Source organism: Streptomyces pilosus, from assembly GCF_014649835.1.
Taxonomy (GTDB): Bacteria; Actinomycetota; Actinomycetes; order Streptomycetales; family Streptomycetaceae; genus Streptomyces; species Streptomyces pilosus.
The window spans coordinates 415,538-431,198 of sequence record NZ_BMTU01000002.1 but is presented as its reverse complement, the minus strand read 5'-3'; the positions used below and the strand labels follow the sequence as shown (position 1 = coordinate 431,198).

The 15,661-nt window shown below is 74.3% G+C and carries 16 protein-coding genes; 7 read left to right on the top strand and 9 right to left on the bottom strand.

The annotated features are described in order from the left end of the window. Positions 1-139: 139 nt before the first annotated feature. Positions 140-1,618, bottom strand: coding sequence for a hypothetical protein (locus IE118_RS06895; protein ID WP_189556438.1), 1,479 nt, complete (start codon positions 1,616-1,618; stop codon positions 140-142). 173 nt (positions 1,619-1,791) lie between these two features. After that, positions 1,792-2,529 carry an HAD family hydrolase gene (locus tag IE118_RS06890; protein ID WP_189556437.1) on the bottom strand — a complete coding sequence of 246 codons (738 nt, stop codon included), beginning with the start codon at positions 2,527-2,529 and terminating at the stop codon, positions 1,792-1,794. 92 nt (positions 2,530-2,621) lie between these two features. Between IE118_RS06890 and IE118_RS06885 the strand changes: the two genes are divergently transcribed. Then, entirely contained in the window at positions 2,622-3,311 is a 690-nt protein-coding gene (locus IE118_RS06885; RefSeq protein ID WP_189556436.1) for a nucleoside/nucleotide kinase family protein, read from the top strand. Between the two features lie 135 nt (positions 3,312-3,446). Here the strand turns inward: IE118_RS06885 and IE118_RS06880 are convergent, their stop codons facing one another. Beyond that, complete coding sequence (locus tag IE118_RS06880) at positions 3,447-3,857, bottom strand: DUF3662 domain-containing protein (RefSeq protein ID WP_189556435.1); 411 nt, start codon at positions 3,855-3,857, stop codon at positions 3,447-3,449. 69 nt (positions 3,858-3,926) lie between these two features. Continuing rightward, positions 3,927-4,088, bottom strand: coding sequence for a hypothetical protein (locus IE118_RS06875; RefSeq protein WP_189556434.1), 162 nt, complete (start codon positions 4,086-4,088; stop codon positions 3,927-3,929). Positions 4,089-4,262: 174 nt separating this feature from the next. Here IE118_RS06875 and IE118_RS06870 point away from each other — a divergent pair, with 174 nt between their 5' ends. The 3 genes from IE118_RS06870 to IE118_RS06860 all read left to right on the top strand — a co-directional run bounded on the left by IE118_RS06870 (position 4,263) and on the right by IE118_RS06860 (position 8,532). After that, positions 4,263-5,180, top strand: coding sequence for a MurR/RpiR family transcriptional regulator (locus tag IE118_RS06870; protein ID WP_189556969.1), 918 nt, complete (start codon positions 4,263-4,265; stop codon positions 5,178-5,180). Between the two features lie 424 nt (positions 5,181-5,604). Next, entirely contained in the window at positions 5,605-5,973 is a 369-nt protein-coding gene (locus tag IE118_RS06865) for a hypothetical protein (protein ID WP_189556433.1), read from the top strand. A gap of 111 nt (positions 5,974-6,084) precedes the next feature. After that, complete coding sequence (locus IE118_RS06860) at positions 6,085-8,532, top strand: SpoIIE family protein phosphatase (RefSeq protein ID WP_189556432.1); 2,448 nt, start codon at positions 6,085-6,087, stop codon at positions 8,530-8,532. 44 nt (positions 8,533-8,576) lie between these two features. Here IE118_RS06860 and IE118_RS06855 read toward each other — a convergent pair whose 3' ends face one another. Further along, positions 8,577-9,224 carry a peptidoglycan-binding domain-containing protein gene (locus tag IE118_RS06855; protein WP_189556430.1) on the bottom strand — a complete coding sequence of 216 codons (648 nt, stop codon included), beginning with the start codon at positions 9,222-9,224 and terminating at the stop codon, positions 8,577-8,579. Between the two features lie 74 nt (positions 9,225-9,298). Continuing rightward, positions 9,299-10,144 carry an ATP-grasp domain-containing protein gene (locus tag IE118_RS06850; protein ID WP_189556428.1) on the bottom strand — a complete coding sequence of 282 codons (846 nt, stop codon included), beginning with the start codon at positions 10,142-10,144 and terminating at the stop codon, positions 9,299-9,301. 129 nt (positions 10,145-10,273) lie between these two features. Here IE118_RS06850 and IE118_RS06845 point away from each other — a divergent pair, with 129 nt between their 5' ends. Both IE118_RS06845 and IE118_RS06840 read left to right on the top strand, forming a co-directional pair. Beyond that, a complete protein-coding gene (locus IE118_RS06845; RefSeq protein ID WP_189556427.1) occupies positions 10,274-10,996 on the top strand; it encodes a TetR family transcriptional regulator in 723 nt (240 codons plus the stop codon). Between the two features lie 163 nt (positions 10,997-11,159). Then, entirely contained in the window at positions 11,160-11,576 is a 417-nt protein-coding gene (locus IE118_RS06840; protein ID WP_189556426.1) for a Zn-ribbon domain-containing OB-fold protein, read from the top strand. 27 nt (positions 11,577-11,603) lie between these two features. Here IE118_RS06840 and IE118_RS06835 read toward each other — a convergent pair whose 3' ends face one another. The 3 genes from IE118_RS06835 to IE118_RS06825 are packed head-to-tail and all read right to left on the bottom strand — an operon-like array spanning position 11,604 to position 13,918. Then, positions 11,604-11,984: a PPOX class F420-dependent oxidoreductase gene (locus tag IE118_RS06835; RefSeq protein ID WP_189556425.1), complete on the bottom strand. Its 381-nt coding sequence runs from the start codon at positions 11,982-11,984 to the stop codon at positions 11,604-11,606. 10 nt (positions 11,985-11,994) lie between these two features. After that, on the bottom strand, positions 11,995-12,726 hold the full coding sequence (locus IE118_RS06830; RefSeq protein WP_189556424.1) for a class I SAM-dependent methyltransferase: 732 nt from the start codon (positions 12,724-12,726) through the stop codon (positions 11,995-11,997). After that, positions 12,719-13,918 carry a MalY/PatB family protein gene (locus tag IE118_RS06825; RefSeq protein WP_189556423.1) on the bottom strand — a complete coding sequence of 400 codons (1,200 nt, stop codon included), beginning with the start codon at positions 13,916-13,918 and terminating at the stop codon, positions 12,719-12,721. The genes IE118_RS06830 and IE118_RS06825 overlap by 8 nt, the downstream gene beginning before the upstream one ends. A 181-nt stretch (positions 13,919-14,099) precedes the next feature. Between IE118_RS06825 and IE118_RS06820 the strand changes: the two genes are divergently transcribed. Then, positions 14,100-15,470: a S1 family peptidase gene (locus IE118_RS06820; RefSeq protein ID WP_189556422.1), complete on the top strand. Its 1,371-nt coding sequence runs from the start codon at positions 14,100-14,102 to the stop codon at positions 15,468-15,470. Positions 15,471-15,661: the final 191 nt, after the last annotated feature.

Sequence of the window (15,661 nt, the reverse complement as noted above, 5' to 3'; positions counted from 1 at the left end):
CACGCTGCGTCGGCACAATTCGTCTGCGGTGTGGGATCCGCGTTTCCCGTCACGCGATCTCTAACCCCGTGCACCGGACGGCGGCAGCGGTTCCCGGGGAGGCCCCGGGAGCACGCCGGCGGGGAGGCGGCCGGCCCCGTCACCCGGGTGCGGGAGCGACCCGTACCTTCAGGTCACCGATCCGGTGGACCGGCCAGGGCCGGGCGTATCCGGGCGGGGTGCCGCCGGGCCCGGTGAGCGTGGCGACGGGGAGGCGGGCGGCGGTGCGCAGGATTTCGGCGGGCGTGGTGTTCTCGTTGTTGCCGGACGTGGCACCGGAGGAGCAGCCCGCGTAGTAGCCGATCGGGATGGCCTCGTACCCGGTGATCAGACAGGGCGGGCGGATGCCGAGCCGGTGGAGTTCTCCGGCCGTGCGGGCCCAGTCGCGGCGGCTGTCGACATTGCGGTCGACGGTGTGCGCGAGGACGGTCAGCTGGACGGTGAGATGGCCGGCCACGGCGAGCGCCACGAGGATCCGGCCGGCCGTCCGCCACCTCCCGCGCGGTGCCGTGATCAGGTACCACAGCGCCTGGGCGACCGGGATCGAGAGCAGGGCGTAGGCGGGCTGCAGGAAGCGGGGCGCCGCGTACTCGATCATGAAGAGGTAAGGGAGCGCGGCGGTCGCCGCACAGGCCAGCGGCACCAGGGTGCGCAGGGTGCGGCGGGCCCGTACGGCGACGACCAGGCCGAGGACCGCGAGCAGTGGCAGGACGAACCACCACAGGGTGATCACCGGGTGCGGCATGGACCCGGTGCACGGGCGGCACAGCGCCCGCCCGCCCAGGCTGCGCAGCTGGTCGTCGACGGCGATGTGCCAGCCGAGCCCGCCCTGGATGCGGGACGCCTCCGCCAGCCGCTCCGCCAGTCCGCCGAAGGCGGCGTACGCCTCGATCACCCACGGGACCCCGCCCGCCGCGAGGCCACCCGTCAGGGCGAGCAGGGAGCGCCGGTGCCGGGCCAGGGAGAGCACGAGGAGGGGAATCACCACCCAGACGGCGTCGGTGGGACGCATCCAGGCCATGAGCGCGGTCCCCGCCACCACGGTCCACAGCGGGCCGCCGGACGAGGGGTCCGCGCGGTGGCGCAGGAAGCCGCCGACGGCGATCAGCGCGCCGACGGCGACCCAGTAGTTGGGCATGGCCTGCGGACCGTAGAACAGGGTCACCCACAGGGAGGCGAAGAACGCGCCCGCGGTGACCAGGATCCGGGTCGGGAACAGGCCCCGCCAGACGCGCAGGGCCAGGTAGAGGGCGAGGCCGGAGAGCAGGGCAAGATGGACGCGCAGCAGCGCGGTGGACTCGGACCACGACGCGACGGGGGCGACCAGCAGGGAGACGCCGCGGGAGCGCGGGGCGCTGAAGAAGGCGGCCGGGTGGTGGGAGGTGACCTGGCTGGTGTAGACGATCTCGTCCCAGCCGAGACCCAGCACGGGCCGCACGAGGACGAGTTGGGCGAGGACGAAGACGGCGGCGAGCACCGCGAGCGGTCTGCTGCCGTGCGCCCCGCGGGAGGCGTCCGGCCCCGACCGCTGCTCACGGCGCCGTGCCGCGGCGAGGAGGGCACCGGCGCCGTCGGTCATCGTCCGTCCTCCGGATCTCGCGCGTCAGGGCTGCCGGGGTCCTGCGCCGCGGGGTCCGGGGCGGGGAGACCGGCCGGGTTCTCGAAGATCACCGACAACCTAACCCGGACGGAAGGAGCACGCAGGGCGGTATACGGCCAACCGTCCCATGCCGGCCGGCGGTGACGGTGTGCTCAGGTGTCGCACCCGAGTTCGGCGAGGTCCGTCACGACCCGGTCGGCGCCGCGTGCGTACAGCGCGTCGGCCCGGCCGGTCCGGTCCACGCCGACGACGTATCCGAAGCCCCCGGCGCGGCCCGCGTCCATGCCGGCGAGCGCGTCCTCGAAGACGGCGGCGCGGGAGGGTGCCACGCCGAGTTCCCGGGCGGCGGCCAGGAAGGTGTCCGGGGCGGGCTTGCCGGGAAGGCCGCGCTCCGCCGCGACCACTCCGTCGATCCGGACGTCGAAGAGGTCCTCGGCGCCGATGGACCGCAGGACGTCGAGGCAGTTGGCGCTGGAGGAGACGATCGCGGTGCGCAGGCCCCGGGCGCGGACCGCCTCGATGTAGCGCAGGGTGCTGTCGTACGTCGCGACGCCGTCGGTGCGGATCCTCGCCAGCAGCAGCTCGTTCTTGCGGTTCCCGAGACCGTGCACGGTGCGGGAGCCGGGCGGGTCGTCCGGCCCGCCCTCGGGCAGGGCGATGCCGCGGGAGGCGAGGAAGGCGCGTACGCCGTCGGCGCGGGGCAGGCCGTCGACGTACGCGTCGTAGTCGGCCTGGGTGAAGGGGCGGAAGGTATCGCCGTCCCGCTCCCGGAGGAAGGCGTCGAACAGGTCCTTCCAGGCGGCCGCGTGGACGGTGGCCGTCCTGGTGACGACGCCGTCGAGGTCGAAGAGGCACGCGAGGATGCCGTCGGGCAGGCCCGGATCCGTCATGCGGGACATCGTCCCCCGCGGTGCGGCGGGGAGCACGCGGTCCGGCCGCCCGACGGCCGGTCGTCCCCTGCCCGGGTGACACACTCGGGCATGTGGCGCTTACTTTCGACGACCTCCTGGGCCGTGCCCGCTCCCTCCCGCGCGGCGGCCGGCGCGCGATCCTCGGCATCGCCGGCAGCCCCGGCGCGGGCAAGTCCACGCTCGCCGCGCTCCTGGTGCGGGAGCTGAACGGCTCCGGCGGGCCGTGGGCGGTGCACGTCCCCATGGACGGCTTCCACCTCGCCGACGCCGAACTCGACCGGCTGGGCCGCCGGGACCGCAAGGGCGCCCCCGACACCTTCGACGCCGCCGGGTACGCGGCGCTGCTGGAGCGGCTGCGCGAGGAGGCGTACGACGAGGACGTCTACGCCCCCGGCTTCGAGCGGACGCTGGAACAGCCGCTCGCGGGGGCCGTCCCGGTGCCGGCGGCCGCCCGGCTGGTGGTGACCGAGGGCAACTACCTGCTGCTGGACACCGGCGCGTGGGCGCGGGTCGGGCGTCAGCTGGACGAGGTGTGGTTCTGTGCCCTGGACGAGGAGGAGCGGCTGCGGCGTCTGATCGCCCGGCACGTGGAGTTCGGCAAGAGTCACGCGGAGGCGTGCGCCTGGGTCGAACGCTCCGACCGGCCCAACGCCGAACTGGTCGCCGCGACGCGGGACCGCGCCGATCTCGTGGTGCCGGCCCCGGCGCTGCCGGACGCGTCCCGTCCGGCGGAACGGGCCGGACGCGGCACGGCCGGCTGACACGGGCTCACCCGGGTCGGCGGAAGCGGCCGCGGGTGGCGGTGTCCGCGCCGTCCATCCGGCGGTCCGGCGGTTCCGCGGTCCGCTGGGCGCATCGGCCGTCCCCGGACGGGGGATTGAGGGCCGGGTACGGGGTCAGCCGTGTCCCGCCGCCGCCCGCTGGAAGCCGTCCGCGCTCACGTGCGGCATCACACTGCTGGCCACGCGGTAACGGCCGTTGGGGACTTCCGCGGACCGGCGCACGTGCACGGCGAGCGGGCCCGCCCACTCGTAGCCGTGGCGTGCGGCGTGCCGGGCCAGCCGGTCGGTGAGCAACTGGCCCACGCGGCCGCCCTGGCGCGTCAGTTCCTCGTGCACCGGGCCGGAGAGTTCCACGTCATAGGCGTTGGGCACCATCACCCGGCCCGCCCGGCACACCACCGCGTTGCTGTCGCACTCGCGCCGCAGGGCGTCGACGAGTTCGACCGGGTCCCGGCCCGACATGCGCGCCCACAGCGCCTCCCAACGGTTCTCCAGTGCCTTTTCCAGCGCGCTCAGGGCGCTCATGCCTTCACCTGCCGAAAGTGGTCGGGGTCGGGGGGGGGACGGGCGGGTGCCGTCGGAAGTGCCGTTCGTCTACCGCTCGTCGTAGTCGTCCGGCCGGATCTCGGCCTCCTCCAGCGCCTCGCGCATCGTGCGGCCGGTGCCGCCCTGCGCGCGCGTCCCGTCGTCCTGCCGCTGCTCGACGATCTCGTCGGTGTCCCGGGTCTTCGGGCGGTTCTCCTCGGGGACGGTCATGTCCGGTGGCTCCTCGTGTGCTGGGGGTGGGCCTGTTCCGCTGCGTCGGCGGGTTCCCCCATGAGGCGCGGATATCCCCGCTCGGGGGAACAGCGGGTGTGCTCCGGCGGGAACCGGGCCGCCGCGGCGCGTGGGCTATGTTGAACTCTCGTGGGAGACGAAGCAGGCGCACCGGTGCCCTCGCCGCAGCGGGCACGCGCACAGGCATCCGCGATCACGTCGGGGAAGGCGGGCCAGGACTCGGAGTTGTCCCCGACGGCCCAGCTCCGCACGCTCTTCGACCGGCCACGGCTCTCCCCCGGCCAGCGGCGCATCGCCCAGTACCTGATCGAGCACATCACCGAGGCGGCGTTCCTGTCGATCACGGATCTCGCGGACCGGGTCGGGGTGAGCCAGCCCTCGGTGACCCGGTTCGCCTCGGCGGTCGGCTTCAGCGGCTACCCCGCGCTGCGGGAGAAGCTCCAGTCGATCACGCTCGGCACCCGGGCGGGCGGACCCGCCGAGGAGGCCCGCGGGAACGAACTCCAGGCGGCGGTGGACGCGGAGATCGAGAACCTGGAGAACCTGCGGCGCGACTTCGCCGACGCCGACCGGTTCATCGAGGTCGGCCGCCGGCTGTCGGCCTCGACACCGCTCACCGTGCTCGGCCTGCGCATCTCCGTCTCCCTGGCCGAGTACTTCGCCTACGCCGCCCGCCGTATCCACCCGGACGTGCGGCTGGTGACGCGGGGCGGCAGCGTGGCCTACGACGCGCTGCTGCAGTCACGGGAAGCGGGTGGCACCTGGGTGCTGGCGTTCTCCATGCCGCGGCATGCGCAGGAGACCCTGACGGCGGTGCGGGTCGCGCGCAGCGCGGGTCTGAAGGTCGCGCTGATCACCGATCTGGCACTGGGCCCGGTCGCGGACGAGGCCGACGTCACCTTCGCCACGGGAACCGGATCACGGCTGGTGTTCGACTCCTACGCGGCGCCGGGCGTGATGTGCGCGGCACTGTTGCAGGCCATGACCGACGCGGACCCGGAGCGGACCCAGGCGCGGCTCGACGAGTACGAGCACGTGGCCGACGAGCACCACTTCTTCCTCAGGGACTGAGCCACTCGGTGCGCCCGGCGGTGCGGGAGGGGCGCCCAGCGGTGCGCGAGGGGTGCACGATTCAAAGCGGACATGAATGTTTTCATACGTCTTGCAAACCCGATGGCATATATAAATACTGCTCACGGATCGCGAGCCCACAGCCGGGACCGCCTTCCAGCACCCTCGTCCCCACCCGCTCCGCCCGGAAAGCCGACGGTCCGCCCATGCGCTGCCAGCACCACTCGCCGCGGATGACGACGGTCCCGACCGGGCGCCTGCGCGAACACCCGAGGCCGCCGGCTCCTACCCGCTCCGGCGACCGGGGTGTTCGGCCGGGCTTCCCCTGCCCGGCCACTCGTGGCGGCCCCGGTCATCCCCTAGACCGGGGCCGCCCCACACCGTCGTCCTCCGCGGCGACACCGCACACCCGGAAGCGATGCTCATGTCCCTGACGTCCACGCGCCTCAGTCCCGACTGGCCCTGCCAGGTCAAGACCCCCGGCAGCTACGACTGGGAACGCTCGGCGGCCAAGTGGCTGCGCGAGCTGGTGCCTGCCCGCTACGCGAGCTACCCGGCATTCATCCGGCACCCCGTTCTGCTCGGCCGGCACGCCCAGATCCAGGTCGAGCACGAGATCCGGGTCGCCCGCACCGCCCTGCAGACCGCCCGGGCCGAGCTGCCGCGGGCGGGACTGCACGAAGGGGTCATCGAGCACACGATCAAGCTCTACGCCGCCGAGATCATGCAGCTCCAGCACATCGCCCGCAGCGTGCGGGCGGTGACCCAGGCCCTGGCCGGAACCGGCCGCTGACCGCACCCCGCATCCCGGGCCGTCCGGAATCGGCCCCGCACTCCGGGCCGGTCGGCAACCGGGCCGAACAAGCCGGTCAACGAACCGGCGGAGGTGTGCCATGCTCGTCGCGTGAAAAGCGAGCCCGTCGTCCCCACAGGGTCCGGTTCCGCACCGGATCTGGTGGAACTGGCCAGGGTCGTCGCCCAGCAGCGAGCCGAACTGGACCGGCTGCGCGAGCAGGCCGCGACCTCGGCCGTCGTGGAGCGCGCCAAGGGCGCCGTGATCGCCCTGACCGGCTGCTCCGCGGACGCCGCCGGCGAGACCCTGCTCCAGCGCGCCAAGGCCGCCCGCCGCTCCCTGCTCGAGGAGTGCTGGATCACCCTCGGTGATCTGACCCCGGCCGGCCCCGGCACCGGCACCCCGCGACCGGACGGCGACCCCGGGAGCCTCCCCGGGACCGCGAGCGACCTCACCGCGGCCCCGGCCACGCCCGACGACGTCGCCGACGCCCTGCGCCGCCTCGCCCGCGACCTCGTGCACGTCGACACCTACCGGGAGCTGGCCCGCTGCCTGCTGGACCACCTCGGTCCCGGCCTCGACGCCGACTCGGTCATGATCTACGGCCGCCGGGCCGGCGGAGGTCTCGAACTGCTCGGACACGCCGGTATCGGTGAACGGCTGGCCGACCGGTGGCGCCAGGTGCCCCCCTTCAGCGGTGTCGCCGTACTGGAAGCCATGGACGCCGGTGAGCCCCGCTGGCTGGAGGACTACGCCGAGGACAGCACGCGGTACCTGCTGATCGGTGAACCGCCCGAGCGGTGGCGGTCCCGGGCCTGGCTGCCACTGCCCGCCGGGGACGGCGCCGAGGCCTGCCTGGGCGTGCTGCGCGGCCGGCCCGGCCGCTTCACCGCCCGCGACCGGGTCCACCTGCGGGGCGTCGTCCGGCTCTGCGCCGGACGGATGCGGACGTTCACCTCCCTGCCGGAGCCGGCGTCCGACGCGCCCTCGGACGCCGTCCAGGCGCTGTTCGCGGCACTGCCGGTCGCGGCGATGCTGCTGACCCCCCTGCGCGGCCCCTCGGGCACCGTCGAGGACTTCCGGGTCGACGCCGCGACGGCGCAGGCGGCCGACCTCCTGGGCGGGGCGGGCGGCGAACCGGCCGGCCGGCGGCTGCTGGAACTGTGGCCCGACCTGACGGACACACCGGTGTGGCCGGGCTGCCTGGACACCCTGTCGAGCGGGCGTACCTACGAGAGCGAGCCGTTCGCCCACCAGGAGACGGTGGACGGTGCCCGCGCACTCTCCACCTACTCCGTACGGGTGACGCGCCTGGAGGACGCCCTGGTCGTCACCTGGGCCCGGCACGCCTCCTCCGACCGGCAGGAACAGCGTCTCGCCGTGCTCCAGCGGCTGGGCAACCTCGGCTGGGCGAACTGGAACCTGGCGACCGACGAGGCGTCCTGGTCGTCACAGGTCTTCGCGATCCTCGACCGGGATCCGGCGGACGGCCCGGTCCCGCTCGCCGGTCTGCCGCGGCTCGCGTACTCCGACGACCGGTCCGAACTCAGCCGGGCCGTGGGAGCGCTGATCCGCGAGGGACAGCCGTTCGACGTCTCGTTCCGGGTGCGCGGCACGCGCGGTGTCCGGCATCTGCGCCTGGTCGCCGAGGTGGTGGCCGACGCGCACGGCACGCCCGTCGAGGTACACGGAATCGTCCAGGACCTGACCGCGCGGCGGCGGGCCGAACTCGCCCTGGTGGAGAGCGAGCGGGCGATCCTCACCCAGCACGACGTCCTGCAGTCCGAACGCACCCTGGTCACCCGCCTGCAGAACGCCCTGCTGCCCCTGCCGGAGCGTCCGGTCGGTCTCGCCGGGCTGCGCGTCGAGGTCGCCTACCTGCCCTCCCAGTCCGGCATCCAGGTCGGCGGCGACTGGTTCAGCGCGATCGAACTGCCCGACGGCGACGCCCTGTTCGTCGTCGGCGACGTCGCCGGACACGGTGTCGGCGCCGTCGCCGCCATGGCGCTGCTGCGGTTCACCGCGAAGGGCATGGTGATCACCGGCTCCTCGCTGACCGGAGCGCTCGCCCGGCTCAACACCCTGCTGCTGCACTCCCGGGACACCCACGGCACCGCCACCATGGTCCTGGCCCGGTACCGGCGCCGGGACCGGCGGCTGCTGTGGGCCCAGGCGGGCCACACCCCGCCGCTGCTCGCGCGGGACGGCGAGGTCACCTTCCTGCGCCGGCCCCCCGGCATGCTGCTCGGCGCCACCGCCACGCCGCACTTCGAGGAAGCCGAGTGCCGGCTCGAACCGGGCGACCGGGTCCTGCTGTACACGGACGGCCTGGTGGAGCGGCCCCCGGAGATCATCGACGCGGGCCTCGAACGGCTCGCGCGGGCCGTCGCGGCCCCGCCGGGCGACCGGCCGGGACGCGGGTCCCTCGCGACGCTCCTGGAGTCGATGCTGGAGGAGGAGCGCCGCGACGACGTGTGCGTCCTGGACATCCGGGTGCCGGGGAAGCCCCGCGGGGCCGGCCCCCCGGACCGGACCACGGGAGACCGGCGCCCCACATAGGCGCGGACCGCCCCCCTCCGGCGCCCCGCGTCCAGCCCCGCGGCTCAGTTCGCCCCCTCGCCCGTGCGGGACTCCAGCGCCAGCCGGGTGTCGTCGCCGTAGACGCCCGTCTCGTCGCCCCGGATGCCGTACCAGAGCTGGAAGCGGGCGACGGCGGCCGAGAGGCCGGCGTCGTAGCGGCCGTCGGTGGAACCGGACCGGTAGACGTCCGGGACGCGCAGCAACCGCTCCTGCAGCTCGCTCACTTCGGGGCCCGAGTCCCCCTCCTGGAGGAAACCCCGGCCGGCCGGAGGGCGTGGCGCCGGGGTGGCCGGTGCGGGGGCGGACGGGGCAGCGGCGGACGGTGCGGGTCCCGGGGCCGCGCGGTCGTCCGCGTTCCGGTCCGTGACGAGGAGCGCGCCGCCGAACCCGATCAGTACGGCGGCGGCGACGGCGAGCGCCGGCCCGGCTCCACGCGGCCCCGAGGAGCGTCGTACGCGTCCCGGCGGCGGGCCGGCGGGCGCGGGCGGCAGTTCCTGGGTCCTGTCGTCCGCGCCGGGAGGCGGCGGCACCGCTTCGTAGCCGTCCCGCTCCCCCTCCTCGAACTCGCGGAACAGCTCCGCCAGCGCGTCGGTGCGGCGCGGGCGCAGCACGCGGATGGGTTCCAGGGGCGGTCCGCCGTGCGGCCGGCCGGGCCCGGACGGTGTCGTCACGCTGCTCTCCTTCCGTCCCGTGCGGGGGAGTCGGGCGCCCACGGGGAGAGATACGCGCCGCAGGGCCCGCGGGTTCAGCCGCCCGTGCCGGCGGCCTCGCGGAGGAAGCCGCGCAGGGACGTCACCATCGCCGACACGAACGCCTCCCGGTCCTCGTCGTCGAGGGCGTCGAGGGACAGGTACGGGTTGAGGTCCTCCAGTTCGACCAGGAGCAGTTCGCCGCCGGGGGCGCGGCAGGCGTCGACGCGCTGGATGCCGCGGTCGAGGGTGTTCCACTCGATGAAGCCCCGGGCGAAGTCCAGGTCGTCCGCGGTGGGCCGGTAGCGCTCCAACTGCCAGCGCCGCCCCGGATCGGGCGTGTGGAGGGCGTACTGGAAGGAGTGGTCGACGAAGTAGAAGGAGACCTCGTAGGCGAAGTCGATGTGCGGCTGGACCAGGACCTCGCCGTCGGCGAGGCCGCGCACCTGGTCCGCGGTGACGACGCGCAGCCCCGCCGAGTCGGCGCCGAGCCGGGGCTTGACCACGTACCGCTCCGCGGCGGGCAGCCGGTCCAGGTCCTCGGAGCGGCCCACGGTGGGGATCACCGGCCGGCCGGCCGCGCTCAGGTCGAGCAGGTACTGCTTGCCGGCCATGTCGCCCCGGCCGGTGAGCGGGTTGTAGACCGGGGTGCCGTGCGCGAGCGCGCGCTCCCGGAAGGCGTCGTAGGCCTCCAGGTACCCGAGCACCGGGCCGCTGTTGCGGACGACGACGGCGTCGAAGCCGTCCATCAGGGCGGCGGCGTCGCGCGGGTGGCACAGGGCGAGGTCGACGTGTTCGCGCAGCCGGGACGTCAGGAAGATGTCCTCGTCGCAGTAGCGGCGCCCGCGGGCCGGGTAGGCCAGGTCGGTGACGTAGAGGACGCGGGGACGGGCGGGCGGCATACGTGCTCCTCGAAGGCGGCGGGTGCCCGATCATAGGCACGGCCCGCGACGCGGCGTGGCGACGGTACCGGGTTCCGTGCCGGCGGGCACCGAGTGCCATCGGGGACGTCCCGGTGCTACGTTCCGTGCATGAGCTCCACCGGTGCGGCTCCCGGCCGCGGTGACAAGGCCGAGAAACCGCCGATGCGGGACGCCCTGGTGGCGGCGGCCTTCCGGTTGTTCCTCGAGCGGGGCTACGAACAGACCACGGTGGACGACATCGTGGCGCTCGCCGGGGTGGGGCGGCGGTCCTTCTTCCGCTACTTCCCCTCCAAGGAGGACGTGGTCTTCCCCGACCACGAGCGGTGCCTGGCCGACATGACGGCCTTCCTGGCCGCCGGGTCCGCCGACGCCGACCCGGTGCGCAGGGTCTGCGACGCGGCCCGGCTGGTGCTGCTGATGTACGCCGAGAACCCGACGTTCTCCGTGCAGCGCTACCGGCTCACCAAGCAGGTGCCGGGCCTGCGGCAGTACGAACTCTCCGTCGTCCGGCGCTACGACCGTGCCCTTGCCGGATACCTGCGGGCCCGCTACGCCGGTCTGCGGGACGGCATCCTGCGCGCCGACGTGATCGCGGCGGCCGTGGTGGCGGCGCACAACAACGCGTTGCGCTCCTGGCTGCGTTCGGACGGCAAGGGGGACGCGGAGGCGGCGGTCGACCACGCGCTCGGCCATGTGCGGGCGTCGTTCGGCGCCGAGCCGGCACCCGCCGTGTCGGGGGGTCCCGGGGACGTGGTGGTGATCGTCTCCCGCCGCGGGGCGCCGCTGTGGCGGGTGGTGCAGGAGCTGGAGGCCGCGCTCGGCCGTGGCTGAGCCGGTCGTCCCCTCCCGTCAAGGTGAGGGTACGGAGTGCCTTTACGCGTGGCACTCAGTGCCATACTCTGGGGCTGTGCGCGGTGGCACCGCAGACCGGGCACACGTGTGCCCGGGCGACCGGGCACCCGGGATTCCGGCCGAGTGCAGGGAGTTGACCAGCGTGTATCACCACTCAGGAAGCGTCGCTCAGCAGGCCGCCGGCTCCGCGACGGGCGTTCTCGCACCGCGAGGCGCCGACCACACGGAAGCCATGACCTACCAGCGCTGCACCTGGTGCGGCACCGCCATGTACCACCGGCTCCTGTGCCCGGTCTGTCAGGGCAGCGAGCTGCGTACGGAACGGAGCGAGGGCGTCGGCACGGTCCGCCACTCCACCGTGCTGCACCGCAACACCCCCGCGGCACGCAACATCTCCCTCATCGAGATGGCCGAGGGATTCGTGGTGCGGGGCCGGGTGATGGGCCCGCCCATCGGTATCCACAGCGGTGACCGGGTCCGGCTGTCGACGGCCAAGGACCCGGTCCGGGGCGAGCCGGTCTTCCAGCTGATCGACGAGCCGTTCCGGGCCTGGACCTGACGGGCCGTCGGACCCGGACACCCGGTCTCACAGGGTGATGCGGATCCCCACCGTGCCGTCGGACCCCCGGCGCAGGCGGCTGCCGAGAAGCGTCAGCCGGCCCAGCAGGCCGTACTTGCGGGCGAGCAGCCGCCGGTAGCGGACGGTGGTGGCCGGGTCGCAGATCTCCGCGGTGGCGGGGACCTGGCCACCGGTCGGCCTGCCGCGCACGTCGCACGGTCCGACGAGGACGTCGCCGCGGGCGCGGATGCGCTTGACCTTCCAGGAGTCGGCGACGGTCCACACCCCGAGCGCGTCACCGTCCCGCACCACCCACACCGGTGTGGCCACCGGCGTGCCGTTCTTGCGGTAGCTGGTGACCAACAGGTACTTCCCGGCCCCGAGCCGGTCGAGCGACGCTTCGTCCATGCGGCGAAGTCTAGGCGTCCGGGCGGCGGGCGACGAAGACGAACTCCCGGCCGGGACGGTCCGGTGCGTCCCCCACCCGCTCCAGCTCGTAGCCGTGCGCGGCGAGGTCCGCCTCGACCTCCTCCCGTTCACGGAAGCGCAGCGTCGACCGAGTCGTCAGCACCGTCCCGTCCGCGGCGAACACGTAGGTCGTACGGAACGTCACCAGCGGGCCGTCCACGCCGGTCACCTGGTGCCAGGTCTCGACCCGGCCGGCGCCGGGCACGTCCACCTCCCGGTACGACCGCTCCCTGGTCCACGCCTCCCAGGCCCGCCGGGCCGGGTCCCGCGTCTCGAACACCAGCCGCCCACCGGGCCGCAGTGCCGTACGGGCGGCCGCGAGGGTGTCGTGCCAGGCGTCCGGCGCGACGACGGCCTGGGCGACGTTCGCCGTCATGGTCACCAGATCGACCTCCAGCGGGGGCAGCGCGCTCGCGTCGCCCCGGATCCACCGGACCCGCGCGGCACCCGGTTTGCTCCGTGCCACGTCGAGGGGGGCCCCGGCGGGATCGACACCGACCACGTCGACCCCGCGGTCGGCCAGGAGCAGGGCGAAGACCCCGGTCCCGCAGCCGATGTCCAGCACCCGCCGGGCTCCTGACTCCCGCGCCGTGCGCAGGTACGCGTCGAGGTCGGAGCGGTCGGGGTCGAGCGGATCGTAGAGCGCGGCGAGGCGCGGGTGGTCGAAGCCGTCGTCAGCCACGGATGGCGCCCGCCCGGCCCACGGCCTCCGCCATCCGCCGCACCGCCTCCGTGATCACCTCGGGCGAGGCCGCCAGGTTCAGGCGGGCGTGCCCGGCGCCGCCCGTGCCGAAGGGGAGGCCGGAGGTGAGGGCCACGCGGCCGTGCCGGAGGAGAACCTCGGCCGGGTCGTCGCCGAGCCCGAGGGCGCGGCAGTCGAGCCAGGCGAGGTACGTGGCGTCCCCCGGGCGGTAGCGGACGGCGGGCAGTTGCGCGTCCAGGAGGCCGGCGAGCAGCCGGCGGTTGGCGTCCAGTCCGGTGAGCAGGGAGTCCAGCCACGGGATGCCGTCCCGCAGGGCCGCGGTGTGGGCGAGGACACCGACGTGGCTCGCGCCGTGGCCGACCTCCTCCGGCATCCGGGCCAGGTCGTCCGCCGCGCCCGCCCCGGCGACGGCGAGAGCCGCCTTGAGCCCGGGCAGGTTCCACGCCTTCGACGCCGACATCAGGGACAGGCCGCGCTCGCCGCCCGGCACGCTCAGGTAGGGCACGAAGCGCGTGTCGCCGACGACCAGGGGCGCGTGGATCTCGTCGGCGACGACACGCACGCCGTACCGGTCGGCGAGGGCGGCGACGGCGGTCAGCTCGTCCGCGGTGTGCACCGTGCCGGTCGGGTTGTGCGGGCTGCACAGCAGATGGGCGGCGCGTCGCCGGCCCGTCGTCACACGCCGGAAGGTTTCCTCCAGGACGTCGAGGTTGATCCGCGCGTCGGCCCCCAGCGGCGCCTCGACCGGGACGCGGCCGGCGTGCCGGACGAAGTCGTAGAAGGGCGGGTAGACGGGCGGGTTGACCACGACCGCGTCGCCGTGCCCGGTGACCAGTCCGAGCATCTCGACCACGCCCAGCATGACGTCGGGCACGATCGCGGTGCGCTCCACGGCGAGACCGTCCCAGTCCCATCGCTTGCCGGCGAACACGGCCAGCGCCTCGGCGTAGGCGCTGCCGGCGGGATAGCCGGTGTCACCCAGTTCCATGGCCTCGGTGACGGCGCGGACGACCGGTTCGGCGAGCGGCACGTCCATCTCGGCCACCCAGAGCGGCAGTACGTCCTCCGGATAGGTGCGCCACTTCATGCTGGTGCGGCGCCGCAGGCGGTCGAGGGTGAGGGCGTGCAGGGGGTTGGGTTCACCGGGCTTCTCGTGCGGGATCGTGGTCATGGGGTCACGATAGGCAGCCGTGCCGCGGGCGGCATCCGAAATCGGTCCGCGCCGGGCCGGCACGCCGGGACCGGCTCCGCGCTGAACGCGCGGGGCTCCGGGTCCGTATGGACGGAGGGCACCCGACTCCGGGGAGGCCCCGCGGTGTTCGCACCGTGCCGCAGAGGTTCTGGAGCCATGCATGAGGCACGCACGACGACGGGTGGTCCGGCGAGTGACACGGCTGGCGGCCGTCGGCGGACTCCTCCTGGGGGCCACGATGGTCACCCGCGCCGTCGCCGGTGAACCCCAGGTGCCCGACGCGGTCCCGTTCTCCACCGCCGAGGAGACGTCGCCCGGCCCGGGCGCCGGCCTCATGTCGCGGCTGGGCACGTCCCGTACGGCGGGCAGCTGGGTGGACGACCGGGGCAGGACGGTGGTCGCGGTCACCGACGAGGAGGCGGCAGCCGAGGTGCGGAAGGCCGGCGCGGAGGCGAGGATGGTCCGCCACAGCATGGACGACCTCAAGTCCGCGACGAGGAAGTTGAGTTCGGCGCCGCGCGTGCCCGGGACGGCGTGGGTCATGGACTACCGGTCCAACGAGGTGGTGGTCCGGGGCGACACCACGGTGTCCGCGGACGACTGGTCCGAGCTGACCGAAGTGGCCGACGGCATCGGCGGGTTCGTGCGCATGGAGCGGACCGAGGGCACCTTCACCACCCGGCTCAACGGTGCCCGGCCCATCCTGTCGACGGCCGGCCGCTGCTCCGCGGGCTTCAACGTGACGGACGGCAAGCGCGAGTTCATCCTCACGGCCGGGCACTGCGGACCCAACGGGTCGGTGTGGTTCGCCGACAGCGGCGCCGAGCAGGAGGTCGGCACCACGATCGGTGGCAGCTTCCCCGGGGACGACTACTCGCTGATCGAGTACGCCGGCGGCCGGGCGGGCGAGGGAGCCGGTGTGGTGGCGATCGGCGACGGCAAGGGCGTACGGATCACGGGTGTGGCGGATCCGGCGGTCGGGCAGCGGATCTTCCGCAGTGGCAGCACCAGCGGGCTGCGCGACGGTGAGGTGACCGCGCTCAACGCGACGGTGAACTACCCGGAGGGCACGGTCAGCGGTCTCATCGAGTCCGATGTGTGCGCGGAGCCGGGCGACAGCGGCGGTCCGATGTTCTCCGAGGGGATCGCGCTCGGTGTCACCTCCGGCGGCAGCGGCGACTGCCGCACGGGCGGTACGACCTTCTTCCAGCCGCTGACGAAGGCGCTGGCCGATCTCGACGTCCGGCTGATCGTGGCGCCCGGGGCCGACGGTGGTGCGGCGGCGCCGTCCCCGGCGCCGTCGGAGGCCGGGGCGGCTGCGGACGCGGCCTCTCCGGGCGCGTCGACTCCGGTGCGCGGCATCGTCCCGGACCCCTCGACGCTGCTGTCCCGGCTGGCCGACCCCCGGAACGTCGGGCCGGGTCTGCTGGTGATCGGGGGCAGCCTGGTCGCCCTGGTGGCCTCGCGGTGGATACGGGCGGAGCAGGACCGCAAGGCGTACCGGCGTCACTACTCGGCGAACTGGGGGTGAGCGCGGCGGCGGGGTGCGGGCCGGTCGGCCCGCGGCCCGGAGGAGGGCGGCCGCGGCGGGCTCCCGGCCGTCGATCCGGCCGGGGAAGGTGACGGTGTCGCGCGGGTCGGCAGGCCGCCGACCCGGTCGACGAGGATGTGAGAAGGGGCCGAGGTCGGTACGAGCGGGGCACCCGTCGTTCATGGGTGCCC

Bases quoted from the DNA above. Each gene is read 5' to 3' on its own strand.
- IE118_RS06895 (WP_189556438.1), bottom strand. From the start codon at position 1,618: ATGACCGACGGCGCCGGTGCCCTCCTCGCCGCGGCACGGCGCCGTGAG.
- IE118_RS06890 (WP_189556437.1), bottom strand. From the start codon at position 2,529: ATGACGGATCCGGGCCTGCCCGACGGCATCCTCGCGTGCCTCTTCGAC.
- IE118_RS06880 (WP_189556435.1), bottom strand. From the start codon at position 3,857: ATGAGCGCCCTGAGCGCGCTGGAAAAGGCACTGGAGAACCGTTGGGAG.
- IE118_RS06875 (WP_189556434.1), bottom strand. From the start codon at position 4,088: ATGACCGTCCCCGAGGAGAACCGCCCGAAGACCCGGGACACCGACGAG.
- IE118_RS06865 (WP_189556433.1), top strand. From the start codon at position 5,605: ATGTCCCTGACGTCCACGCGCCTCAGTCCCGACTGGCCCTGCCAGGTC.
- IE118_RS06850 (WP_189556428.1), bottom strand. From the start codon at position 10,144: ATGCCGCCCGCCCGTCCCCGCGTCCTCTACGTCACCGACCTGGCCTAC.
- IE118_RS06845 (WP_189556427.1), top strand. From the start codon at position 10,274: ATGAGCTCCACCGGTGCGGCTCCCGGCCGCGGTGACAAGGCCGAGAAA.
- IE118_RS06835 (WP_189556425.1), bottom strand. From the start codon at position 11,984: ATGGACGAAGCGTCGCTCGACCGGCTCGGGGCCGGGAAGTACCTGTTG.
- IE118_RS06825 (WP_189556423.1), bottom strand. From the start codon at position 13,918: ATGACCACGATCCCGCACGAGAAGCCCGGTGAACCCAACCCCCTGCAC.
- IE118_RS06820 (WP_189556422.1), top strand. From the start codon at position 14,100: ATGAGGCACGCACGACGACGGGTGGTCCGGCGAGTGACACGGCTGGCG.